The 23,899-nt window shown below is 51.8% G+C and carries 23 protein-coding genes; 18 read left to right on the top strand and 5 right to left on the bottom strand.

Annotated features, from left to right (window positions below):
• Positions 1-8 precede the first annotated feature (8 nt).
• From WKT20_RS04730 to WKT20_RS04655, 16 genes are all read left to right on the top strand, one after another.
• Positions 9-1,274 carry an MFS transporter gene (locus WKT20_RS04730; RefSeq protein WP_340416945.1) on the top strand — a complete coding sequence of 422 codons (1,266 nt, stop codon included), beginning with the start codon at positions 9-11 and terminating at the stop codon, positions 1,272-1,274.
• Between the two features lie 14 nt (positions 1,275-1,288).
• Positions 1,289-1,993 carry a bifunctional nuclease domain-containing protein gene (locus WKT20_RS04725; RefSeq protein WP_118165824.1) on the top strand — a complete coding sequence of 235 codons (705 nt, stop codon included), beginning with the start codon at positions 1,289-1,291 and terminating at the stop codon, positions 1,991-1,993.
• 4 nt (positions 1,994-1,997) lie between these two features.
• Complete coding sequence (locus WKT20_RS04720) at positions 1,998-2,699, top strand: 16S rRNA (uracil(1498)-N(3))-methyltransferase (RefSeq protein WP_117702724.1); 702 nt, start codon at positions 1,998-2,000, stop codon at positions 2,697-2,699.
• Between the two features lie 30 nt (positions 2,700-2,729).
• Positions 2,730-4,229: a DUF4836 family protein gene (locus WKT20_RS04715; RefSeq protein WP_340416944.1), complete on the top strand. Its 1,500-nt coding sequence runs from the start codon at positions 2,730-2,732 to the stop codon at positions 4,227-4,229.
• A 78-nt stretch (positions 4,230-4,307) separates the two neighbouring features.
• Entirely contained in the window at positions 4,308-4,952 is a 645-nt protein-coding gene (locus WKT20_RS04710; RefSeq protein ID WP_317345140.1) for an ATP-binding cassette domain-containing protein, read from the top strand.
• Positions 4,953-4,973: 21 nt separating this feature from the next.
• The gene (locus WKT20_RS04705; RefSeq protein WP_340416943.1) at positions 4,974-6,161 is read left to right on the top strand and encodes an ABC transporter permease; all 1,188 of its coding nucleotides are present in this window, start codon (positions 4,974-4,976) and stop codon (positions 6,159-6,161) included.
• A gap of 37 nt (positions 6,162-6,198) precedes the next feature.
• A complete protein-coding gene (locus tag WKT20_RS04700) occupies positions 6,199-6,615 on the top strand; it encodes a hypothetical protein (protein ID WP_340416942.1) in 417 nt (138 codons plus the stop codon).
• Positions 6,616-6,939: 324 nt separating this feature from the next.
• Positions 6,940-8,469 (top strand): F0F1 ATP synthase subunit beta, encoded by a 1,530-nt coding sequence (gene atpD, locus WKT20_RS04695; RefSeq protein ID WP_118165818.1) that lies wholly within the window; start codon positions 6,940-6,942, stop codon positions 8,467-8,469.
• Between the two features lie 37 nt (positions 8,470-8,506).
• The gene (locus tag WKT20_RS04690) at positions 8,507-8,752 is read left to right on the top strand and encodes a F0F1 ATP synthase subunit epsilon (RefSeq protein ID WP_118165817.1); all 246 of its coding nucleotides are present in this window, start codon (positions 8,507-8,509) and stop codon (positions 8,750-8,752) included.
• A 69-nt stretch (positions 8,753-8,821) separates the two neighbouring features.
• Positions 8,822-9,313, top strand: coding sequence for a hypothetical protein (locus WKT20_RS04685; RefSeq protein ID WP_118244124.1), 492 nt, complete (start codon positions 8,822-8,824; stop codon positions 9,311-9,313).
• Positions 9,231-10,289 (top strand): F0F1 ATP synthase subunit A, encoded by a 1,059-nt coding sequence (gene atpB, locus WKT20_RS04680; protein WP_181976357.1) that lies wholly within the window; start codon positions 9,231-9,233, stop codon positions 10,287-10,289. Before WKT20_RS04685 ends, atpB begins: the two co-directional genes overlap by 83 nt.
• 46 nt (positions 10,290-10,335) lie before the next feature.
• Complete coding sequence (gene atpE, locus WKT20_RS04675) at positions 10,336-10,590, top strand: ATP synthase F0 subunit C (RefSeq protein WP_117702731.1); 255 nt, start codon at positions 10,336-10,338, stop codon at positions 10,588-10,590.
• A 19-nt stretch (positions 10,591-10,609) separates the two neighbouring features.
• A complete protein-coding gene (atpF, locus tag WKT20_RS04670; RefSeq protein ID WP_117702732.1) occupies positions 10,610-11,113 on the top strand; it encodes a F0F1 ATP synthase subunit B in 504 nt (167 codons plus the stop codon).
• 6 nt (positions 11,114-11,119) lie between these two features.
• Positions 11,120-11,674 carry a F0F1 ATP synthase subunit delta gene (locus tag WKT20_RS04665; RefSeq protein WP_118165815.1) on the top strand — a complete coding sequence of 185 codons (555 nt, stop codon included), beginning with the start codon at positions 11,120-11,122 and terminating at the stop codon, positions 11,672-11,674.
• 88 nt (positions 11,675-11,762) lie between these two features.
• Positions 11,763-13,352 (top strand): F0F1 ATP synthase subunit alpha, encoded by a 1,590-nt coding sequence (atpA, locus tag WKT20_RS04660; protein WP_304208530.1) that lies wholly within the window; start codon positions 11,763-11,765, stop codon positions 13,350-13,352.
• A gap of 5 nt (positions 13,353-13,357) precedes the next feature.
• Entirely contained in the window at positions 13,358-14,245 is an 888-nt protein-coding gene (locus WKT20_RS04655) for a F0F1 ATP synthase subunit gamma (RefSeq protein WP_117702734.1), read from the top strand.
• A gap of 203 nt (positions 14,246-14,448) precedes the next feature.
• Here the strand turns inward: WKT20_RS04655 and WKT20_RS04650 are convergent, their stop codons facing one another.
• From WKT20_RS04650 to rlmD, 4 genes are all read right to left on the bottom strand, one after another.
• Positions 14,449-14,874, bottom strand: coding sequence for a hypothetical protein (locus WKT20_RS04650; RefSeq protein ID WP_223805061.1), 426 nt, complete (start codon positions 14,872-14,874; stop codon positions 14,449-14,451).
• A gap of 189 nt (positions 14,875-15,063) precedes the next feature.
• Positions 15,064-15,690, bottom strand: coding sequence for an HAD family hydrolase (locus WKT20_RS04645; RefSeq protein ID WP_117702735.1), 627 nt, complete (start codon positions 15,688-15,690; stop codon positions 15,064-15,066).
• A gap of 9 nt (positions 15,691-15,699) precedes the next feature.
• A complete protein-coding gene (locus tag WKT20_RS04640) occupies positions 15,700-16,626 on the bottom strand; it encodes an RluA family pseudouridine synthase (RefSeq protein WP_117702736.1) in 927 nt (308 codons plus the stop codon).
• Between the two features lie 41 nt (positions 16,627-16,667).
• Positions 16,668-18,086, bottom strand: coding sequence for a 23S rRNA (uracil(1939)-C(5))-methyltransferase RlmD (gene rlmD / locus WKT20_RS04635; RefSeq protein WP_340416941.1), 1,419 nt, complete (start codon positions 18,084-18,086; stop codon positions 16,668-16,670).
• Positions 18,087-18,298: 212 nt separating this feature from the next.
• Between rlmD and ppdK the strand changes: the two genes are divergently transcribed.
• Positions 18,299-21,025, top strand: coding sequence for a pyruvate, phosphate dikinase (gene ppdK / locus WKT20_RS04630; protein ID WP_340416940.1), 2,727 nt, complete (start codon positions 18,299-18,301; stop codon positions 21,023-21,025).
• A gap of 303 nt (positions 21,026-21,328) precedes the next feature.
• Positions 21,329-22,810 carry a phage integrase SAM-like domain-containing protein gene (locus tag WKT20_RS04625; protein WP_130076433.1) on the top strand — a complete coding sequence of 494 codons (1,482 nt, stop codon included), beginning with the start codon at positions 21,329-21,331 and terminating at the stop codon, positions 22,808-22,810.
• A 648-nt stretch (positions 22,811-23,458) separates the two neighbouring features.
• Here WKT20_RS04625 and WKT20_RS04620 read toward each other — a convergent pair.
• Positions 23,459-23,764: a hypothetical protein gene (locus WKT20_RS04620; RefSeq protein ID WP_117817607.1), complete on the bottom strand. Its 306-nt coding sequence runs from the start codon at positions 23,762-23,764 to the stop codon at positions 23,459-23,461.
• Positions 23,765-23,899 lie beyond the last annotated feature (135 nt).

Below are 23,899 nucleotides of genomic sequence, written 5' to 3'. Positions count from 1 at the left end.
ATGAGTATATGAACATGAAAATGAGACTGATTGTCATGAACTTCCTGCAGTTTGCCGTGTGGGGAGCGTATCTTACCTCAATGGGTACGTACCTGGCGGGTGTGGGATTAGGCGGACATATCGGAATTTTTTACGCCATGCAGGGGATTGTGTCCCTGTTCATGCCGGCTGTGTTGGGTATTGTGGCTGACCGCTGGATTCCGGCGCAACGGTTGCTGGGGCTGAGCCATCTGTTGGCGGCCCTGTTTATGGGTGGAGCGGGCTATTATGCCATGACTACGGGACCGCAGGTGGAATTTGCGCCGCTGTTCGCGTTCTACTCCGTGAGTGTGGCGTTCTATATGCCTACGCTGGCTCTGTCGAATTCGGTGGCTTATACGGCGCTGGACAAGGCAGGGCTGGATACCATCAAGGCGTTTCCGCCGATACGTACGTTCGGGACCATCGGTTTCATTTGTTCCATGTGGCTGGTAGATTTACTGGGATTCCAGTCGAACTACATGCAGTTCTTTACGTGTGCGGTGTGGGGCGTGGTGCTGGCTGTATATGCCCAGACGCTGCCGGAATGTCCGGTGAGCCGTGCGCAGGGAGGACGCAAGTCGCTGGTGGAGGCACTGGGACTGAAGGCGTTTCTGCTGTTCAAGAACCGCAAGATGGCGGTGTTCTTCATCTTCTCGATGCTGCTGGGTGTGTCGCTGCAGATTACGAACGGGTTTGCCAATCCGTTTATCACCAGCTTCAGCGCCATTCCGGAATATGCCGATACGTTTGGCGTGCAGCATGCCAACCTGCTGATTTCGCTCTCGCAAATCAGTGAAGCGTGCTGTATCCTGCTGATTCCGTTCTTCCTGGGACGTTTCGGCATCAAGCGGGTGATGCTGATTGCCATGGTGGCATGGGTGCTCCGCTTCGGACTGTTCGGCCTGGGTGACCCGGGCAGCGGGGTGTGGATGTTCGTGCTGTCCATGCTGGTGTATGGCGTGGCATTCGACTTCTTCAACGTGTCGGGTTCGCTGTTTGTCGACAAGGAGACGGATTTGTCTATCCGCTCGAGCGCGCAGGGACTGTTCATTATCATGACCAACGGTATCGGTGCTACGGTGGGCACGCTGTGTGCGCAGGCGGTGGTGAACTGCTTTGTGGACTTCAACTCGCAGGCGCCGCAGGTGGAAGGCTGGAGCTACGCATGGTTCGTGTTTGCAGCTTATGCGCTGGTGGTGGCCGTAGTCTTTTCAGTGGTATTTAAATATAAGCATAATAGTAATAACAATTAAAATGAGATTTCACTATGGAATTCAAAGGAAACGAAGGACTGACAGAACTGAAAGTCAGCTACATTACAGAGATGATAAACCCGGTAGAACTGGTAAAGGACCTGACATTCGATGAGGTGCTGACGGATGCGGACAAAATGGATATGCTGATGGCAAACGGCTACAATTACAAGATGATGCTGGAAGAGAAGGAAGAGCCGCACCGTAAGTTCATGGCTATCATCAATGCCGACGAAGCAGACTTGCTGGACGTATCGCTGGATGCGCCGGAGGCGGTGGACCTTTCGGTGCACTACCAGATGCTGAAGATGCTGAAGGAGCATTATGGGGCTACGGTGGAAAAGGCAGTGCTGTGGGGAAAGGAAGACCAGGTACCGCAGACCAGTGTCTATATGCGCAAGGCGGACGGCACGGTGGTGGAACTGACCGTGAAACTGGCCGATGCGCTGGTACTTGCTACCTTGGGAGAGGCACCGTTCTATATCAGAACGGAGATGCTGGAAAACCGGGTGCCGGATTTTGCCAAGAAGTCTGTATCGCACTTGCAGGCGGCGCTGTTGCGCGGATTGCCGATGTTTTACCTGGAGAAGGAGATGGAAAAGGCCATCCGTGAGGAAAACTACGAGTATGCAGAGCTGATTAAGCGCGAAATGCAGGCTCGTAGGGAGAGAGGGGAAACAGACGACAGTCTGGAAGAAGAAGCTAACGAAAAGGAATAAGTCTATGCACGTGTTTTATGCACCGGATATTGCGCAAACCATGGAGCTGCCGGAGGAAGAGGCCGGACACTGTCTGCGGGTGTTGCGCCTGGGAGTGGGCGAGGAGATTACCCTGACCGACGGGAAAGGCTGCTTCTATCGGGCGGTCATTTCGGCTGCCACGCAGAAGCGCTGTGTGGTGAAGGTGGTGGAGAAAACGGAGCAGGAGCCTTTCTGGAAAGGGCATCTGCACCTGGCACTGGCACCTACCAAGAACATGGACCGCATGGAATGGCTGGCGGAAAAGGCCACGGAAATCGGTTTCGACGAGCTGACTTTTCTGAACTGCCGTTTTTCGGAGCGGAAGGTCATCAAGACGGAACGGGTGGAGAAAATCGTGGTGTCGGCCGTAAAGCAGTCGCTCAAGGCGCGCAAGCCGGTGGTAAACGAGATGACGGATTTCCGCCGCTTCATGGAGCGGGAATTTACGGGGCAGAAGTTCATTGCGCACTGTTATGAGGGGGAAAAGCCCCTTCTGCGCGATGTGCTCCGCACGGACGAGGATGCCGTGGTGCTGATTGGCCCGGAGGGGGACTTTAGTCCGGAGGAAGTGGCACTGGCGGCTGAAAAAGGTTTTCAGGCGGTGAGCCTGGGCAAGTCGCGTCTGCGTACGGAGACGGCGGCGCTGGTGGCCGTACACCTGATGAACCTGACACACGCGGAATGAAGGTGATGTGTAACTTTTAAATAAATGATTATGAAAAAGACATGGAAATGGATGGGAAGCCTGGCACTGGGTATGGCTTTCCTGTTGTCTGCCTGCGGGGAGAGTAATCCTTATACCAATGCATTGCCGAAAGATGCGGCTGCTGTATTCTCGTTCGACCTGATGGATATGGCACAGAAGTGTGACCTGAACGATCAGGCAAAGCAGTCGATGGGGCAGATGATGAAATCGAGCCTGAAGGGCAATGCGGATGCCCTGGTGGACAAGCTGATGGAGAATCCGGAGGAAAGCGGACTGAAACTGACCGACCGGGTGTATTTCTTTGGGGCTTCTCAGATGGAGATGGGCGGTGTGCTGGTGCGCATGGCCGACAAGGGAAAACTGGAAGATTTGATTGCAATGCTTCAGGAGCAGAAGGCGTGTGAGGCTCCTGCCGACGGCGACGGCTGCCGCTGGACCGTGGGTGGCGGCGGACTGATGGCCTGGACGGACGATGCGTTCATGATGCTGGCGGGCAACGGCAACCCGAAGGACTTGCAGCATCAGGCTTCGATGTGGCTGCGCCAGAAAGAAGGGGAGGGCTATTCGGGCACTCCGGAATTCAAGAAATTAGAGGATGCCGACGAGGATGTGGCCATGGTGACTGCACTGGATGTCATGCCGAAGAGTTATTGGGGACCGATGACCATGGGACTGCCGGCTGACTTGAACCTGAATGATTTAAAGATATTCTCTACGCTCGATTTCCAGGCGGGAAGGGCCGTGATGGAAGTGGAGACGCTGTTGGAGGGCAAGTTCAAGGACTTGCTGAAGAAGCAGGCGGAAGTGAGCGGGGAACTGGACGGTACGTACCTGAAGACGTTTCCGGCCAATACGGTGGGCTGGATGGCTGCCAACGTGAACGGTGAGAAGGCGTACGAACTGCTGCGCGAGAACCCGACGGTGCGTCAGGAGCTGGACAACTCGATGATGCCGCTCGACTTTGAGGCTATCTTCAAGGCGGTGAAGGGTGACGTGGCAGTGGCCATGCCGGAAATGTCGATGAAGCCGGGCTTCATCCTGTATGCCGACGTGACGAACAGTGACTTTATGCGCACGTTTGAAGACTTGAAACCGATGCTGGCCATGACAAACGGACAGATGCGCCTGGTAAACAAGGGCGAGAATGCTTATCAGTTTGTGGCTGCCAACGGTGCCATGCTGGGCATGGGCCGCGGACCGGTGTCTTTCTGGCTGGGCGTGAAAGATGACCGCTTCTACCTGACGAATCAGGAAGACCTGATTGGTCGTGAGGTGAAGGGACTGTCGCTGAAAGACTGTGACTGGGCCAAGGACGTGAAGGACAAGCATTTCTACCTGAACGTAAACTTCCAGGCACTGGCTGCCGTGCTTCCGCAGGTGCCATACGTGAGCATGCTGGACTACCTGAGCGTGGAATCGGATGAACCGACCAAGGCGCGCATGGTGTTGCAGCTGAAGAACCGCAAGGAGAATGCGCTGAAGCAGCTGGTACAGATAGTTAATAATTAATAGTGAATAATGAATAATGAATAACGAAGAGCATTCACTCGTTTTTCATTGTTCATTATTAATTATTCATTGAATGAAATGAACACAATAGAATTACAGCAAACCCTGCCGGAGGTATTCGCCGGACGCGACGGAATCGTGTCTGACGTGTGGCACCGGCAGGTGGCTTTCCAGAAGGGAAAGATGTATCTGATTGAAGCGGCGTCGGGCACAGGCAAGTCGTCGCTTTGCAGTTTTATTTACGGGTACCGTACGGATTACCAGGGGATTATCACCTTCGACGGGGAGAATGTGCGGAAACTCACGGTGAAGCAGTGGACCGACATCCGCAAGCGTTCGCTGAGCATGCTGTTTCAGGAGCTCCGCCTGTTCGGGGAACTGACGGCATGGGAGAACGTGCAGCTGAAGAACGGGCTGACGGGCTTCTGCCGCAAGCAGCAGGTGAAGGACTGGTTTGAGCAGCTGGGCATCGCCGACAAGTGGGACGTGAAAGTGGGCAAGATGTCGTACGGACAGCAGCAGCGCGTGGCTTTCGTGCGGATGCTGTGTCAGCCGGCCGACTTTTTCTTCCTGGATGAGCCGGTGAGCCACCTGGACGACGGCAACGGGCTGATTATGGCGCGCATCCTGAAGGAGGAGGCGGCCCGCCAGGGAGCAGGAGTGATTGTGACGTCCATTGGCAAGCACCTGCCGCTGGAGTATGACAGGGTGCTGAGTTTGTAAGGGATTAAAACGAAGACGGATATGATCTGGAAATTATTGAGACAGCACATCAGTGTGGCGCAGCTGGCGGGGTTTTTCCTGGCCAACCTGTGCGGTATGGTCATCGTGCTGCTGAGTATACAGTTTTATAAGGACGTGTTGCCGGTGTTTACGCAGGGCGACAGTTTCATGAAGAAGGACTACGTGATTGTGAGCAAGCAGGTGAGCACGCTGGGCAGCCTGGTGGGCAAGGGAGGCACGTTCTCGCGTGCCGACATAGCCGACATGGAGTCGCAGCCGTTTGCCAAGCGGACGGGGGCGTTCACTCCGGCGCAGTTTCAGGTGTCGGCCGGCATGGACATGGCGGGCATGCAGCTCTCTACGGCCATGTTCTTTGAGTCGGTGCCCGATGAGTTTGTCGACGTGCGGCTGGAAGGCTGGACGTATCGCGAGGGGCAGACCGAAATCCCTATTATCATTCCGCGCAACTACCTGAACCTGTATAATTTCGGCTTTGCACAGAGCCGCAACCTGCCGCAGCTCTCGGAGGGCGTGATGGGGATGATGACGCTGGACGTGCGGCTGAGCGGAAGGGGACGGACGGAGCGCATGAAGGGACGTATCGTGGGTTTCTCCAACCGGCTGAACACGATTCTGGTGCCGCAGGCGTTCATGGACTGGGCCAACGCGACACTGGGGGACGGCGGTGAGACGGCTCCCTCACGACTGATTGTGGAAGTGGACAATCCGGCGGACGACCGCATTGCGAAGTATTTCAAGCAGAAAGGCTATGAGACGGAAGGCGACAAGCTGGATGCGGGAAAGACGACGTGGTTCCTGAAGATGGTGGTAGGCATCGTGCTCACGGTGGGCCTGATTATCAGTGTGCTGTCGTTCTACCTGCTAATGCTGAGCATCTACCTGCTGTTGCAGAAGAACACGAAGAAGCTGGAGAACCTGCTGATGATAGGCTTCAGTCCGGCAGCGGTGGCGCGTCCGTATCAGGTGCTCACGGTGGGGCTGAACGCGGCAGTGGCAGCCATGGGTGTGCTGCTGGTGTGCGTGGCCCGGGGAGCGTATCTGGACATGCTGCAGCGGATGGTACCCGATTTTCAGGGAGGCAGCCTGCTGCCGGCGCTGCTGACGGCCGGGGGACTTTTCCTGCTGGTATCGGTGCTGAACGTGCTGGCCGTAAGGCGGAAGGTGGAATCGATCTGGAGAAAGAAATAGTATAAGCATTATATATTATCTGTAAAATCAAATGAAAATGAAGAAACTAAAGAATGTATGGCTCTTTTTGAGCTTTATCCTGATGGTGGCTGGAATGGCCAGCTGTAGCACGGAAGACCCGACGGGTGTGGAAGTGTCGAGAGAAGACATTATCGGTACGTGGAAAGTGACGGCGAATGACTGGACAAATTCGGAAGGTGAGTCTGGTCGTAATGATCCTGAGCACATGGGGCAGACGCTCTCGGTAAGAAGTGACGGTACGGCTTCGTTCCGTGGCGAGTCGTTCAACTGGACGCTGAGCAAAGGAGTGCTGACGCTGTCGGACAACCGTGGCCGCAACATACGGGTGGTGATTCTGTCGTATACGGAGGAGGAGATTCAAGCTTCGTACGACTGTACGTTTGAATCGGAAATGTACACTGAGGAAGGCAATTACACCTTCAAGCGCGTGTAACGAGACATATTATTACAAGAAGAGCCACAGCAATGTGGCTTTTTTTGTAGGTGTGGCCGCACACACGTCCTGAATCTTTAAATATTTGTTTAGATATCCGGCTTCCGTGTAAACAAGTGTAAAACCATTTGTCCGATATCTCTTGATTTATGTCTATTATTAGGGGAATCAGTCTAAAAAATGTTACATGGAGTTACATATATGAGAGTTTATTCAGTACATTTGCGTTACAGAAATGGTCAAACTTTAAACAAATACCCGGGACGTTTGTTTAATAGGTAAGAACCATGGATGATTCATTCTTTTAAATTAAAATAATTGCTTATGTCAAAAATCGTTGGACACATTTCGCAGGTAATCGGTCCGGTGGTCGATGTGTACTTCAAGTTTGAAGAAGGACAAGACGTGGAACACGCCTTGCCGAAGATCCACGATGCCATGACGATTGCCCGTAACGACGGGCGTACGCTGGTGATTGAAGTGCAGCAGCATATCGGTGAAGACACGGTACGCTGCGTGGCCATGGACAGTACGGACGGATTGAAGCGCGGAATGGAAGTCGTTCCTGCAGGGCATCCGATTTCGATGCCTATCGGAAACCAGATCAAGGGCCGTGTGATGAATGTGGTAGGTGATACCATTGACGGTATGAAAGAACTGGACAAGACGGACGGATTTCCTATTCACCGTGAACCTCCGAAATTCGAAGACCTGGCCACTACCCAGGAAGTATTGTTTACCGGTATCAAGGTGATTGACCTGCTGGAACCTTACCTGAAGGGTGGTAAAATCGGTCTGTTTGGTGGGGCGGGTGTTGGAAAAACCGTGCTCATCAAAGAGTTAATCAATAACATTGCCAAGAAACACAATGGTTTCTCCGTGTTTGCAGGAGTGGGTGAGCGTACCCGTGAAGGTAACGACCTGCTGAGAGAAATGATTGAATCAGGCGTAATCCGCTACGGTGACGAATTCCTCAAGAGCATGGAGGAAGGAAACTGGGACCTTTCGAAGGTGGATTACAACGAAGTGGAAAAATCGCAGGTAGCCATGGTGTTCGGACAGATGAACGAGCCTCCCGGTGCCCGTCAGTCAGTAGCCTTGTCGGGTCTGACACTGGCCGAATCGTTCCGTGACCGCCAGACGGGCGACAACGGTCCGCGCGATATCCTGTTCTTTATCGACAACATCTTCCGTTTTACGCAGGCAGGTTCTGAGGTTTCAGCCTTGCTGGGACGTATGCCTTCGGCAGTAGGTTACCAGCCGACACTGGCTACGGAAATGGGACAGATGCAGGAACGTATCACTTCTACGAAGAACGGCTCCATTACTTCCGTGCAGGCGGTGTACGTGCCGGCCGATGACTTGACCGACCCTGCTCCGGCTACTACCTTTACGCACCTGGATGCCACTACGGTGTTGAGCCGTAAGATTACCGAGCTGGGTATCTATCCGGCTGTAGACCCGCTGGATTCTACGTCGCGTATCCTCGACCCGCTGATTGTGGGCAAGGAGCACTACGAAACCGCTCAGCGCGTGAAACAGATTCTGCAGCGCAACAAGGAACTTCAGGATATTATCTCTATCTTAGGTATGGATGAACTTTCGGATGAAGACCGTCTGACGGTGAACCGTGCCCGCCGCGTGCAGCGATTCCTTTCGCAGCCGTTTGCCGTGGCCGAGCAGTTTACGGGTGTGCCGGGCGTGATGGTTTCCATAGAAGACACCATCAAGGGATTCAAGATGATTCTGGACGGCGAGGTAGACTATCTGCCTGAACAGGCTTTCCTGAACGTGGGTACCATTGAGGACGCCATTGAGAAGGGTAAGAAGCTGATGGAAGCGGCTGAGAGTTAATAATTAATAGTTAAAAGTTAAAAGCTGATAGCTTAATATGAAAGAACTTCATCTGGTTATCGTTTCACCCGAAAAGCTGGTTTACGAAGGAAAAGTGAGCCAGGCTACCTTTCCGGGAAGCGCAGGAAAATTTCAGGTCATGGCCAACCATGCCCCGCTGATTTCCACGCTCTCGGCCGGGGAAGTGAAATACGTGGCCGGACAGGAAACGCAATCCCTGCAAATCAAGGGGGGATTCGTGGAAGTCAAGGAGAATCAGATTTCAGTCTGTGTGGAACTCTGAGAGGAGCGAAGCAGGCGATGAACCGAATATGTTTTTGGCGGCTTTCCGGATGAAAAACCGCACGATACTATGTTTTTGTTGACCGTTAAGAAGAAATTTATAAAAGAACTGACCGTGATTGGAGTTGTGCTGACGACGCTCGTCGCCGTGGTATATCATCTGTTCATTCCCGACAGGTATTTCCTGTGGTTTCCGGCCATTCCGATATTCTTCTATCTTTTCGGCCTGTTTTACATAGAAATGTTCGCGTTCAACTATCGCGTGGGGCTGGAACGGATTGCGATGACGTATCTGGTGTGCAAGGTACTGAAATTCATTGTCAGTGCCATGCTGCTGATGTTCTACGGATTTGTGATAGGACATGAAGTGGTGGCGTTCATGCTGACCTTCATCTTCTTCTACTTTGCGTTTCTGATATTCGAAACCCGTTTTTTCCTTCTTTTTGAAGCGAAACTCAAACTAAGAAAAAAAGCTAATGATGAAAAAATTACGGTACATAATCATCACGCTGTTACTGCTGATGGCGGTTCCGGCTGCGCTGACGAAGGCACAGGCCGCTGAGGGGGACATCGACGTGAACGAACTGGTGTTCGGACACATTGGCGATGCCTACCAGTGGCACATTGCGAAGTTTGGCGATACGGAGGTAAGCATTCCGCTGCCGGTGATCGTGAAAAGCAGTACGGGCTGGCATGTGTTCTCGTCTGCCCGGCTGGAGGAAGGTCCTTATGAGGGTCTGTACGTGGCCGAGGGCGGTGCCTACGACGGCAAGATCGTGGAACGCAATGCGGCCGGCGAGGAGGTGCGTCCGCTGGACATCTCCATCACGAAGAATGTGCTGGGCTTGTTTATCAACAGTGCGGTGCTGCTGGTCATCATGATGAGCTGCGTGCGCTGGTACAAGAAACATCCGCTGGAAGACGGGGCACCCAAGGGGGGCGTCGGCATGATTGAGGCCACGGTGCTTTCTATCTACAACGACGTGATTAAGGGCTGCATCGGCGAGAATTACCGCCGCTACGCACCTTATCTGCTCACGGCGTTCTTCTTCATTCTGGTGAACAACCTGATGGGGCTGATTCCTATCTTCCCCGGAGGTGCTAACGTGACGGGTAACATTGCCATTACCTTGGTGCTGGCCTTGTGCACGTTCATCATGACTAATGTGTATGGTACGAAGGCGTACTGGAAAGAAATTTTCTGGCCCGATGTGCCTACGTGGTTGAAGGTACCGATACCGATGATGCCTTTGATAGAATTCTTCGGTATTTTTACCAAACCGTTTGCACTGATGATCCGTTTGTTTGCCAACATCATGGCAGGACATGCGGCCGTGCTCAGTCTGATTGCCATTATCTTCATTACGGTGAAGTCGGGTCCGGTAATCAACGGCTCGATGACGGTGGTGTCGGTGGCATTCGATATTTTCATGAATGCGCTGGAAATTCTGGTGGCATTCATCCAGGCATACGTCTTCACGATGCTGTCGGCCGTGTTTATCGGTCTGTCGCAGGTGAAGGAACATGCCGAAAAATAATTGATTCAAAAAAAATTAAAGTATAACCTTTTAAAACAAGAAAATTATGTTATTGTCAGTTTTATTGCAGGCAGCTGCAGGTGTAGGTATTAGTAAGTTGGGCGCCGCTATCGGTGCAGGTATTGCAGTTTTAGGTGCCGGTATGGGTATCGGTAAGATTGGTAGCTCGGCTATGGAAGCTATTGCACGCCAGCCGGAAGCTTCAGGCGACTTGCGTATGAACATGATTATCGCTGCTGCGCTGGTAGAAGGTGTGGCACTGATTGCTATCGTGGTTTGTTTGTTGACTTTGTTCTTGTAAAAAAATAAAACAATAAGTTATGGGATTATTAACTCCGGATCCGGGGCTGCTGTTCTGGATGGTCATCACCTTCGGAGTCGTGTTCTTCGTCTTGGCGAAATACGGCTTCCCGGTGATACTGAAGATGGTGGAGGACCGGAAAGCATACATTGACAATTCGCTCAAGGCGGCGCGCGAGGCCAACGAACAGCTGGCCAACGTGAAGGTGGAGGGGGAGAAACTCCTGGCACAGGCACGTGAAGAACAGCACCGCATTCTGAGTGAGGCTGCTGCTACGCGCGACCGCATCATCAAGGACGCTCAGGAGAAGGCCTTCGCCGAAGGCAACCGCCTGATGGAGGAGATGAAGAAGCAGATTGAAACGGAAAAGGAAAGTGCCATCCGTGACATCCGCCGCCAGGTAGCCGTGTTGTCAGTGGGCATCGCAGAGAAGATTATGCGCAACAAGCTGGCCGATGAAAAGGAACAGGCTGCGCTGATTGACCGTCTGCTGGATGAAATGATTGAAACTTCTAAAAAATAACGTGTCATGAATACAGGAGTCGTTTCAAGACGTTTCGCGAAGGCACTGCTGGCATACGCGAAGGGAGAAGGGCTGGAAGACAAGGTGTACAAAGAGGTGAAGACGCTGGCTGCACACTTTGCCGAAGTGCCCGCCCTGCGGCGTGCCGTGGAAAATCCGGTGCTGGAGAGAAGCAAGAAGCTGGAGCTGCTTTGCGAGGCTTCGGGTGGAAAGGACGTAAGCCAGGTGATGACGCGTTTTCTCAGCCTGGTGCTGGAAGACAGAAGGGAGAAGGTCTTGCAGTTCATGATGTGGTCGTACATCGACCTGTATCAGGAAGACAAGCACATCCTCATCGGAAAGCTTACCACTGCCGTCAGTTCGCCCAAGCTTGTGGCACACTTGCAGAAACTGGCTGCCGAGAAGACGCACGGTGAGGTGATTCTGGAAGAGAAGGTGGACAAAAGCCTGATCGGAGGATACATCATCGAACTGGGTGGCTTCCGCCTGGACTCCAGTGTGGCGAACCAGTTGAAGCGCGTGAAACAGCAGTTTATCGCGAAAAACAGGAGAATAGTGTAAACAATGAATAATGAAGAATGAATAATGAATAATGAAAAACGATTCCTATTATTCACTGTTCATTATTAATTATTAATTAAAAAGAATTATGCCAGAAAATACAATAAAACCCAGCGAAGTTTCAGAGGTGTTGCTCCAACAGTTGAAGGGGATTGACAACTCGCTGAAATTCGACGAAGTGGGTACCGTGCTTCAGGTGAGCGACGGTGTGGCCCGTATTTACGGTTTGCGTAATGCGGAAGCCAACGAGTTGCTACAGTTTGAAAACGGTATCATGGGAACGGTGATGAATCTGGAGGAGGACAACGTGGGAGCAGTGCTTCTGGGTCCGACCGACCAGATTAAGGAGGGGATGATTGTGAAGCGTACGAAGCATATTGCTTCCATCAACGTGGGAGAATCGATGCTGGGACGTGTAATCGACCCTCTGGGTGTGCCCTTGGACGGGCGCGGCGAAATTGGCGGAGAGCTGTGCGAGATGCCGCTGGAGCGTAAGGCACCGGGGGTTATCTTCCGTCAGCCGGTAACGGAACCGCTGCAGACGGGACTGAAGGCTATCGATGCCATGATTCCTATCGGCCGCGGACAGCGTGAGTTGATTATCGGTGACCGTCAGACAGGTAAGACGGCCATTGCCATCGATACCATCATCAACCAGCGTGCCAATTACGAGGCAGGAAATCCGGTGTACTGTATCTACGTGGCTATCGGTCAGAAAGGTTCTACCGTGGCCAGCATCGTGAATGCACTGCGTGAGAAGGGTGCGATGGACTATACCATCGTGGTGGCTGCTACGGCTTCCGACCCGGCTGCCATGCAGTATTTCGCTCCGTTTGCAGGAGCTGCTATCGGTGAGTACTTCCGTGACACCGGCCGTCATGCACTGGTGGTGTACGATGACTTGTCAAAACAGGCTGTGGCCTACCGTGAGGTATCACTGATTCTGCGTCGTCCGTCAGGACGTGAGGCTTATCCGGGTGATATCTTCTACCTGCACTCTCGTCTGCTGGAACGTGCGGCGAAGATTATCAACCAGCAGGAAGTGGCCGAACAGATGAACGACCTGCCGCCCAGCCTGAAGGGCAAGGTAAAGGCCGGAGGTTCACTGACCGCCCTGCCGATTATCGAAACACAGGCCGGCGACGTGTCTGCCTACATCCCGACCAACGTGATTTCCATTACCGACGGTCAGATCTTCCTGGAAACTGACTTGTTCAACCAGGGATTCCGTCCGGCTATCAACGTGGGTATCTCCGTATCGCGTGTAGGTGGTAGCGCCCAGATAAAGAGTATGAAGAAAGTGGCCGGTACGCTGAAGATTGACCAGGCACAGTATCGTGAGCTGGAGGCCTTCTCGAAGTTCAGCAGCGACATGGACTCTGTGACTGCCATGGCCATCGACCGTGGACGTAAGAACAACCAGCTGCTGATTCAGCCGCAGTACTCACCGATGCCGGTAGGCGAACAGGTGGCCATTCTGTACTGTGGTACGCACGGACTGATGCGCGACATTCCTATTTCGAAGGTACGTGCCTTCCAGGATGCGTTCTTGACTTACCTGCGTGCCAACCATCAGAAAGATGTGCTCGACGTGCTGGCTTCCGGAAAGATTACCGACGAAATTACGTCGCTCATTGAAAAAGTGGCCGCAGACGCAGCCGGACAATTTAAAGCATAAATCCCATGGCATCACTGAAAGAAGTTAAAGGAAGAATCAACTCAATCCACGGCACGCTGAAGATTACTTCGGCGATGAAGATGGTGGCGTCTTCCAAGCTGCACAAGGCGCAGGAGGCCATTGAAAATATGCTTCCCTACGAACGCCGGTTGCACCGCATGCTCAGTAATTTCCTGGGCGCGGAACTGAGCGTGGAATCGCCTTTTGCAGTGAAACGTGAAGTGAAGAAAGTGGCCGTGGTGGTGTTTGCCTCGAACAGCAGTCTGTGCGGCGGATTCAATGCCAATGTCATCCGTCACCTGAACGAGGTGGTGGCAGAGTATGAGCCGAAGGTGGGCCGTGAGAACATCCTGATTTATCCGGTGGGCCGTAAGGTGGCCGATGCGGTGAAGAAGATGGAGGGACTGACGGCGGCCGGCGATTATCAGCACATGAGCGGAAAACCGAACTATCAGGAGGCGGCTGACCTGGCTGCCGAGCTGATGACACGGTTTGCCAGCGGTGAGATTCAGCAGGTGGAGCTGCTCTACAACCACTTCAAGTCGACCTCTTCGCAGGTATTGACGCGGGAAACTTACTTGCCGCTCGACCTGAGTGCCGGTCATGCGGACGAGAAGGGAGAGGAGCAGGAAACCATGCAGGCCGATTACCTCATCGAGCCGTCGCCGGAACAGGTGATGGAGGAGCTGCTGCCCAAGGTGCTCCGCATGAAGATGTACACCGTGCTGCTTGACTCCACGGCTTCGGAACATGCCGCGCGCACCATGGCTATGCAGATTGCCACGGACAATGCAAACGACCTGATTCAGGAACTGACCTTGATTTACAACAAGAGCCGCCAGCAGGCGATTACCAACGAGTTGCTGGACATCGTGGGCGGCAGCATGAGCTGAGCCCACGGGCGGAACTCTTGTGTTCATTGCATAAAAAAACGTATCGCTGTCTCACGGCAGGATACGTTTTTTTTTGAACGAATAAACTAAAAAATTAATTATCTTAAAAAAGAAAACATGAAATTCTTTGGTGATTTATTTCTATAACAAACAGATTTCGTGTTTTGTTCGCTTTATCTGTCGGTTTTTCTTACTGATTTTTTTTAATAACTATAGAAGCATACTGCCGCACCGTCGAGCAGGCATTCCATTCGTCCTTCTCCCAGGCGGATATTGTCCATGTAGGAGTAGTCGCCTCGGCCGTAGTTCAGCCGGATGCTGGTGTAGAAAGCGTCGTACCAGTCCCACGTGAAGGTGTAGGTATATTCCTCCCAACGTCCGCGGGCATCCTGAATGCGGATAAAGTCTTCACCGGTTCCGTTGGTATAGAAGCGCAGCACCTGAAAGTGATGCAAGCCGTAGTCGTCGTACCAGTCGTCCTGCCAGTCGTAGCTGCAGAGATACGCTGTGCGTTCACGATATTCCAGGGTGTTGTTTCCCAGTTCCATTTCCACGTTACACGACGGGAAGGCGAGTGTCAGTGCGACCAGCATCGCCATATATATGAATTTTCTTACCCTTGTTCTCATAACTCTTTGTGTGTTTGTTTTCCTCTATGTGACAAAGGTATCCGAAAAAAATCATACAAACGAATGATTTTTCCTATTCCTGTGGGGGAATTTCCCTATCGGAGGTAGGGATTGGCGCATAAAAAAGCCCTGCAGCCGGTGGAAAAGTTTCCGGTGCAGGGCGCTATGGAGATGTATTATTGTGCCTGGTCAGGCTTTCTGAAGCAGGACAGCCAGCGCATCGCGCCAGTCTTCGCCGTTATGCGGGCAGTAGGTCTGGAAACCCAGTTCGTGGGCTGCCTTTACATTGCCGGCCCCATCGTCAATGAAGAGCGATTCTGACGGAAGAATGTCGGCATCGGCTATCAGGAAGTCGAAAATCTGCCGGTCGGGCTTGGTCACTCCAATCTGGTAGGAGAGGTACAGCTTGTCAAAATAGTCGGTGAGCGGTTTCCCCTTTGAGGAGAATGCCGGACTGCAGGCCCAGTCCATCACGTAAGGATTGGTGTTGCTCAGCACGAAGAGCTTGTAGCGTTTGCGCAGCTCCTTCAGGCAGTCGAGCAGGCGTTCGTCCAGTCCGGTGAAATAGCCCAGCCATGCCTGGCGCGTCTCCTCCCAGCTGGGCGTGCGTCCGCCGCACAATTGTCCCAGTTTTTCCTGGAACTCATCGGGGGTAATTTTTCCTTCTTCCAGTTCCTGGAAAATTCCCGTCTGGTGATATTTGTCCAGGCGCTGGTCGGCATCAGCCACTCCTAACTGGCGGAACGCTTCCACCGCCTGTTCGCGGCTGATAGGGGCGATGACCCCTCCGAAATCAAAAATCAGGTTTTTTATCATATATTGTTTTTATTTTCTCAGCATCAGGTTCTTGAACGGGGCAGGATAGGGAGTCTCGAATTCCATCCGTTCGCCCGTAAGCGGGTGGTAGAAGCACAGCTTGAAGGCGTGGAGTGCCAGACGTCCGAGCGGGTCGGTTTCGCAGCCGTAACGTGCATCGCCCACCACCGGATGACCGAGCGACTGCATGTGTACGCGAATCTGGTTCTTGCGTCCCGTTTCCAGTTGCAGCTCCATGAGCGAATAGCCGTTGGCCCGCTTGATGGTGCGGTAGTGCGTGATGGAGAGCTTGCCTCCGTCGTCTACCGGCGAGGAGCTGACGTACAGCTTGCGGTCGGTGAGCCAGGAGCGTACGGTGCCCTGGTCTTTCTCCATGTCGCCCATGACGATGGACACGTAGCGGCGGTCGTACACGATGTCGTGCCAGTTGTCGCGGAGCGTGTGCTGCGTCTTCTCATCCTTGGCATACATCATGATGCCCGAGGTTTCGCGGTCCAGACGGTGCACCACGAAGATGCGGTTGCTGCGGTGCGTGCGCTTCACGTACTCATTCAGAATGTGCTGTGCGGTACGCTCCTTCTGGTGGTCGGTAGCTACGGACAGCAGTCCTTCCTTCTTCTCCACCACGATGAGATAGGCATCCTCGTAGAGAATCTTCAGCATGGGGTGGCGGAACTCGTGTTTGTTCTTTTCACGGCTCACCTGCACCTTCATGCCCGGCTTCAGGGGAAAGTTGTACTGCGTCTGGATGTTGTTGTCCACCAGCACCACGCGGTTGGCCAGCAAGGCTTTTACGCGCGTGCGGCTGATGCCGTCCATCTTCTTCATAAGGAACTCCATCAGTTCCGCCGGTTCATTGACCGGATAGATTGTATATTTGGCTGCGGCACGCGGGATAGGGCGTCGGCCGTTGTTGCCAGAGTTATTTCTTGCCACTTTGTTGCGTCAGTTAAAAGTTAGAAGATAGGGGAGAGTGTTTAGCGTCTTTCCAGTTGCACGACATTTTCCACGTGATGCGTGTGAGGGAACATGTCGACAGGCTGTACGGCAGTCACCTTGTACTTGCCGTCGAGCAGCTGGAGGTCGCGTGCCTGTGTGGCCGGGTTGCAGCTCACGTAGACGATGCGTTTCGGCTCGGCAGCCAGAATCACGTCGATTACGTCATTGTGCATACCTGCGCGGGGAGGGTCGGTGATGATGACATCCGGACGTCCGTGTTCCGCAATGAAGTCGTTGGTAAGGATGTCCTTCATGTCGCCCGCATAGAACAGCGTGTTGTCGATGCCGTTCAGGTCCGAGTTCACCTTGGCATCCTCGATGGCTTCGGGCACATATTCGATGCCCACCACCTTGCGTGCCTGGCGTGCCACGAAGTTGGCGATGGTACCCGTACCCGTGTAGAGGTCGTACACCAGCTCGTTGCCCGTAAGTCCGGCAAACTCACGTGCCACCTTATATAAATTATAGGCCTGTTCAGAGTTCGTCTGATAGAACGATTTCGGTCCCACCTTGAAGCGCAGTCCCTCCATCTCCTCGAAGATGTGGTCGTTGCCCTTGAACACCTCCACGTCGAGGTCGCCGATGGTGTCGTTACACTTGTTGTTGATGACATACATGAGCGAAGTAATCTGCGGGAAGCTGTCGGCCATGAACTGCAGAATCTCTTCCATCTTGCGGCGGCCTTCGTCGTCGGTCACCTTGCACTGCAGCACCACCATCAGTTCGCCCGTAGACGAGGTACGGATCATGATGTTACGAAGAAGTCCTTCCTGCGTGCGCAAGTTGAAGAACGGGAACTTGTGCGCGTAGGCATAGTCGCGTACGGCATTGCGGATCTGGTTGGAAATGTCGTCCTGCAACCAGCACTTGTCGATGGCCAGCACCTTGTCGAACGCCCCCGGAATGTGGAATCCCACGGCATTCATCTGGTCGTACTTTACATCCTGCTTCACCTCCTCTTCCGTAAGCCAGCGCTTGTTGGAGAATGTAAACTCCAGCTTGTTACGGTAAAAGCGGGTCTTTTCCGAGCCTAAGATAGGACGGAATTCCGGCAGTTCCACCTTCCCGATGCGGGTAAGGTTGTCGAACACTTGTTTTTGCTTGTACTTGAGCTGTTCCTCGTAAGAAAGACATTGCCATTTGCATCCTCCGCACACTCCGAAGTGACTGCAGAACGGCTCCGTGCGCAGGGGTGATTTCTCATGGAACTTTACCGCCACCGCTTCGGCGTAATGGTTCTTCTTGCGCTTCACCTGTAAATCGACTACGTCGCCCGGCACTACATACGGGACAAATATTACCAACTCGTTCACTTTAGCCACGGCTTTTCCTTCTGCGGCTACGTCTGTTATCGTTACCTTCTCCAGTAAAGGCAGTTCTTTTTTCTTTCTTGCCACGTTCTTTTCAATAAAACCAATTTGGGAGCAAATTTATACATTTTTCCTGATATTCTTCCATGTTTTTCGAAGAAGTTCATTTTGCAAACTCTATGTTGCAAAATATATCGAAAAATATCTTCACAAAATTTGGGATTCAATAAAATATATATAGATTTGCCAGCGGTTGACCAACGAAAAACATTATTGAACCTTATCAAATATAAGAAAACATGGAAAAGAAAAGAGTCTATACTTTTGGAAACGGACAAGCTGAAGGAAAAGCTGACATGAGAAATCTTCTGGGTGGCAAGGGCGCGAACCTGGCCGAGATGAACCTGATCGGGGTGCCTGTACCTCCCGGATTCACCATAACAACCGAAGTCTGCAACGAATATTTTGAAAAAGGAAAAGACGCAGTGGTTGCGCTGCTGAAAGACGATGTGGAAAAATCCATCAAGGGAGTAGAAGCCCTGATGAAGTCGAAGTTCGGTGATGTGGAAAATCCGTTGCTTGTTTCCGTACGTTCGGGTGCCAGAGCGTCCATGCCGGGGATGATGGACACCATTCTGAACCTGGGTCTGAACGATGAAGTAGTAGAAGGACTGGCTCGCAAAACCAACAACCCTCGCTTTGCGTGGGACTCTTACCGCCGCTTCGTACAGATGTACGGCGACGTGGTGCTGGGCATGAAACCCGTGAACAAAGAAGACATCGACCCGTTTGAAGCCATCATTGAAGAAGTGAAGAAGGCTAAGGGCGTACGTCTGGACAACGAACTCGACGTGGACGACCTGAAGACCCTGGTAGTCCGCTTCAAGGAAGCTGTGAAGAAACAGACCGGACAGGAATTCCCGTCATGCGCTTACGAACAGTTGTGGGGGGCCATCTGTGCCGTATTCGATTCATGGATGAACGAACGCGCCATCCTTTACCGTAAGATGGAAGGTATTCCGGCAGAGTGGGGAACAGCTGTGAACGTACAGGCCATGGTATTCGGTAACATGGGTGAGACTTCGGCTACGGGTGTATGCTTCTCACGCGACGCCGCTACCGGTGAAGACCTGTTCAATGGTGAATACCTGATCAATGCGCAGGGTGAAGACGTAGTAGCCGGTATCCGTACTCCGCAGCAGATTACCAAGATCGGTTCTCAGCGCTGGGCCGAACTGCAGGGTATCTCGGAAGCAGAACGTGTGGCCAAATATCCTTCTATGGAAGAAGCCATGCCGGAAATCTACAAGGAACTTGATGAACTCCAGACCAAACTGGAAAATCACTACCACGATATGCAGGACATGGAATTTACCGTGCAGGAGGGCAAGCTCTGGTTCCTCCAGACTCGTAACGGTAAGCGTACAGGTGCCGCTATGGTGCGCATCGCCATGGAAATGCTGCATCAGGGCATGATTGACGAAAAGACCGCTTTGATGCGCTGCGAACCCAATAAGCTGGACGAGCTGCTGCATCCGGTATTCGACAAGGAAGAACTGTCACGTGCCCGTGTGCTGACACGTGGTTTGCCGGCTTCTCCGGGTGCTGCCTGCGGACGCATCGTCTTCTTTGCAGAAGATGCTGCTGAATGGCATAACAACGGCCATCGCGTGGTATTGGTACGTATTGAAACTTCTCCGGAAGACCTGGCTGGTATGCAGGCTGCAGAAGGTATCCTGACCGCCCGTGGAGGTATGACTTCACACGCAGCCGTAGTAGCCCGCGGAATGGGTAAGTGCTGTGTATCAGGTGCCGGAGCCATCAACGTAGACTACAAGGCTCGTACGGTAGAAATTGACGGAGTCGTACTGAAAGAAGGTGATTATATTTCTATCAACGGAACCAAGGGATATGTATATGCCGGAGAAATTCCGACTCAGCCGGCCAAACTTTCGGGTAACTTTGCCGAACTGATGGAACTCTGCGACAAATATGCCCGCCTGAAAGTCCGCACCAATGCTGATACGCCGCGCAACGCACAGGATGCCCGTGGCTTCGGTGCCGTAGGTATCGGTCTGTGCCGTACGGAACACATGTTCTTCGACGACGAAAAGATTGTAGCTATGCGTGAAATGATTCTGGCCAAGGACGTGGAAGGCCGCAAGAAAGCCCTCGACAAACTGTTGCCTTACCAGAAAGCCGACTTCAAGGAAATCTTCAAGACCATGGACGGACTGCCTGTCAACGTACGTCTGCTCGACCCGCCGTTGCATGAATTCGTACCGCACGATTTGAAAGGTCAGGAAGAAATGGCACAGGCCATGGGTGTGACCGTAGAATATATCCGCCAGCGCGTGGAAAGTCTGTGCGAACACAACCCGATGCTGGGTCACCGTGGTTGCCGTCTGGGAAATACGTATCCGGAAATTACTGAAATGCAGACTCGCGCCATCCTGGGTGCTGCCTGCGAACTGAAGAAGGAAGGTTACGACCCGCATCCTGAAATCATGGTGCCGCTGATTGGTATCCTGTATGAATTCGAAGCACAGGAAAAGGTGATTCGTGAAACTGCTGCCAAACTGTTCAAGGAAGAAGGTGTGGAAATTCCGTTCAAGGTGGGAACCATGATTGAAGTGCCGCGTGCCGCCCTGACTGCCGACCGCATTGCTTCACATGCCGAATACTTCTCATTCGGTACGAACGACCTGACTCAGATGACCTTCGGTTACTCTCGTGACGATATCGCTTCCTTCTTGCCGGTTTACCTGGAAAAGAAGATCCTGAAGGTAGACCCATTCCAGGTACTCGACCAGAACGGTGTGGGCCAGCTTATCAAGATGGCAGTAGCCAAAGGCCGTTCCGTACGTCCGGAACTGAAATGCGGTATCTGCGGTGAACACGGTGGTGAACCGATGTCCGTGAAGTTCTGCCACAAGGTAGGTCTGGATTACGTGAGCTGCTCACCGTTCCGCGTGCCTATCGCAAGACTGGCTGCGGCGCAGGCTGCCATTGAAAACAATAAATAGCAAGCGAAATAAAAGCTAATTATCAGATAGTTAGGCGGCAAGTACTTGTTTATAAAGGCTTGCCGCCTATTGATTTTGAGGAAATTTGCGTGCATTCTGCACGCTTTATGAGCAGAATGAACGCAAATGTTGTACAATAGTTGGACAGTTTTGACAACAGTGTTGTACCAATGTTGTACAAACGTTTCTCCTGCACAGTCAGCGAGTTGCGGATAAACAGCCGGAACTTTATTGGGACACGGCTTAGGCACATTGGTACACGGAATGGAAAAACAGAACGTTTAACTATAAAAATGACATGATATGGCAACATTGAAAGCAGTGGTAAGAACAGAACGGGCAGATGGATTCTACCCTGTGTACATACGGGTGACTCACAAGCGTAATACATCGTTCATCAAGACGGACAAGATGGTTTCAAAAAAGGAACTGACCAAAACGAACGAGATAAAAGACCCCTATGTCCTGCAATATTGCGCACAGAAGATTGTAGAATACACGGAGCGGCTCAACAAAAAGGACATTGAGCATTGGACGGTCAAGGAGGTGGTTGAGTTCCTGACAAACGGAGACAACGACATCTGCTTCTCCGAATATGCGAGGGTGCATATCGACAGGATGATTGACCGTGGGCAGGAAAGGAATGCCAAGAATTATAAACTTGCCCTGCAACATCTGGAGCGTTTCACAGGTACGGACAAGGTCATGTTCTCCCAACTCACCTCAGCAACGGTGAACCGCTGGATAAAATCTCTTGAACAGACCCACAGGGCAAAAGAAATGTACCCAATCTGTATGCGTCAGGTGTTCAAAGCTGCCATTTTGGAATACAACGACTATGACAACGGCATCATCAGAATAAAAACGAACCCTTGGGTAAAAGTGGAGATACCGTCTGCGGACAGGACGGAAAAACTTGCCATTACCCCCGAAGCGTGCCGGGAGTTCTTCTCGTTCCCCATCCCTGAGAGCAAACTGAAACTTCCGCTAACGGAATTCGGACGTGATGTGGCTATGATGGTGCTTTGCCTTGCAGGAATAAACACAGTTGACCTGTTTGAACTGAAGAAGCAGGACTACGAGAACGGAATCATCCATTACCAACGTGCCAAGACAAAAAAGTTTCGTGCAGACGGTGCATACATGGAAATGCGTGTGCCGGCAATCATACAACCGCTATTCGAGAAATACATGAATACTGCAACGGACGATGAACGGCTGTTCAATTTCTATCAGCGCATGAGTACATCCGACAGCTTCTGTGCCAATGCCAACAGTGGAATCAAGCAGCTGTGCAAGGCAATGGGTATGCCCAAGGAGGAATGGTACTCGGTCTATACGTTCCGGCATACATGGGGTACGGTGGCTCAGAATGATTGTGGGGCAACGATTGACGAAGTGGCGTTCGGGATGAACCACAGCAACGGTCACAAGGTGACACGGGGGTATATCAAGATTGACTTCTCCCCTGCTTGGGAACTGAACGAGAAAGTGATTGATTTCATATTCTTCTCCGGCAAGGCTTCCGTGCGTGAGCAGAAACAGGAAGAAGTGCATTTCCGGTTGTCGTACCGCTACATGGTGAATGCGGCTGCATACCACAACGGGCATAAAGTGGCGGAACTGACGGATGTTGGCTTCAATAATGTGGACGAGGTGATTGCCCGGCTCGTAACTATGCTGCCCAACGATATTCCGAACCGCTCAATGGTGATGTTCAAAATCGTCAATCTCGACAAAGACCAGACTGTGGTCTATCAGCGACAGAAAGGGAAAGGTTTCTGAACTTTTTGCTGATACCGGCAATATGATAAGCCTGCAAGGAGGTTTTCTCTTTGTGGGCTTTCTCTTTTTCTTTTTGGCGCAACTTTTTCTTTTTCTCTTTAGACTTCTACCTACCTTACAAAAAAATCAAAAAATCTTTTTCTCTCACGCGCGTATGCGCGCAGTTGATGTAGTAGATATATATTTTACTTTACTTTACGGCAAACTTACGGAGTTTTGAGCCAAACTTCGGGAAACATTCCGGAATAATCGTCTAAACTTCCCGAATTATTCCGGAAGAATGTGCCAAACTTCCCGAAGTAAAAATCGTGTAGATATGTTTACAAATGCAAACAAAGTGTTTTTGTTGGGATTTTCTGCCGTTTTCAGTGGTTTTTGTCCCTAAAATACGCTTCAAACTTCCCGAATGTTTCCCGAAGTTTGCCACATTATTCCCGAATGTTTACTGAAGAATGAGGGTTTATTACGGAAGATTGCAGCAAATTTCGGTAATGTTTCCCGAACAATCGCCCAAACTTCCCGAATGTTTACGGAAGAATGTGCCAAACTTCCCGAATAGTACTTGAATATTTCTGCAACAAAATAGCGGTGTTCATTGCTGACACCGCTACAAACAAACTGTATGTATTTACCCATCATGAGGGGTTGTCAATCATCCTCGTCAGGTTCTTCACTGAGTTCAAGTAGCTTGTCCTCAATGGTATGCGTAACCTTTGCCGTAACCTCCATATCTACCGATTTCATTTTTGGTGCTATGTATTGTGCATACCGCTCCATAACCACTGCACGCGTTTGTGGGTCGAGCGCATCAAGGTCTTTCTTGAATTGTCCGCTATCTTGATAGTGCTGCCAATGTTCTGAAATTATCTCACGCAAAGATGATGTGGATTTATTGGGTGTGCCTTTCTGTCTTCCACCAAGCCGTCCCCGACCGTCATTCTTCTGTCTTGCCATACTAAAATAGTTTGAAGTAGTGATTTTATGAATCCTTACATACTTGCCGTATATCCGACCGTTAAAGGATAAAACAATGGCTCAAAGGTATGTGGTTAGTTTTGCATTAGAAGTATAACTATTAACAATTCACAT

Source organism: Phocaeicola sp. ICN-14070 (assembly GCF_037892625.1).
Lineage (GTDB): Bacteria > Bacteroidota > Bacteroidia > Bacteroidales > Bacteroidaceae > Phocaeicola > Phocaeicola plebeius.
The sequence above is the reverse complement of the archived record's forward strand: the minus strand, read 5'-3'. Positions and strand labels throughout refer to the sequence as shown.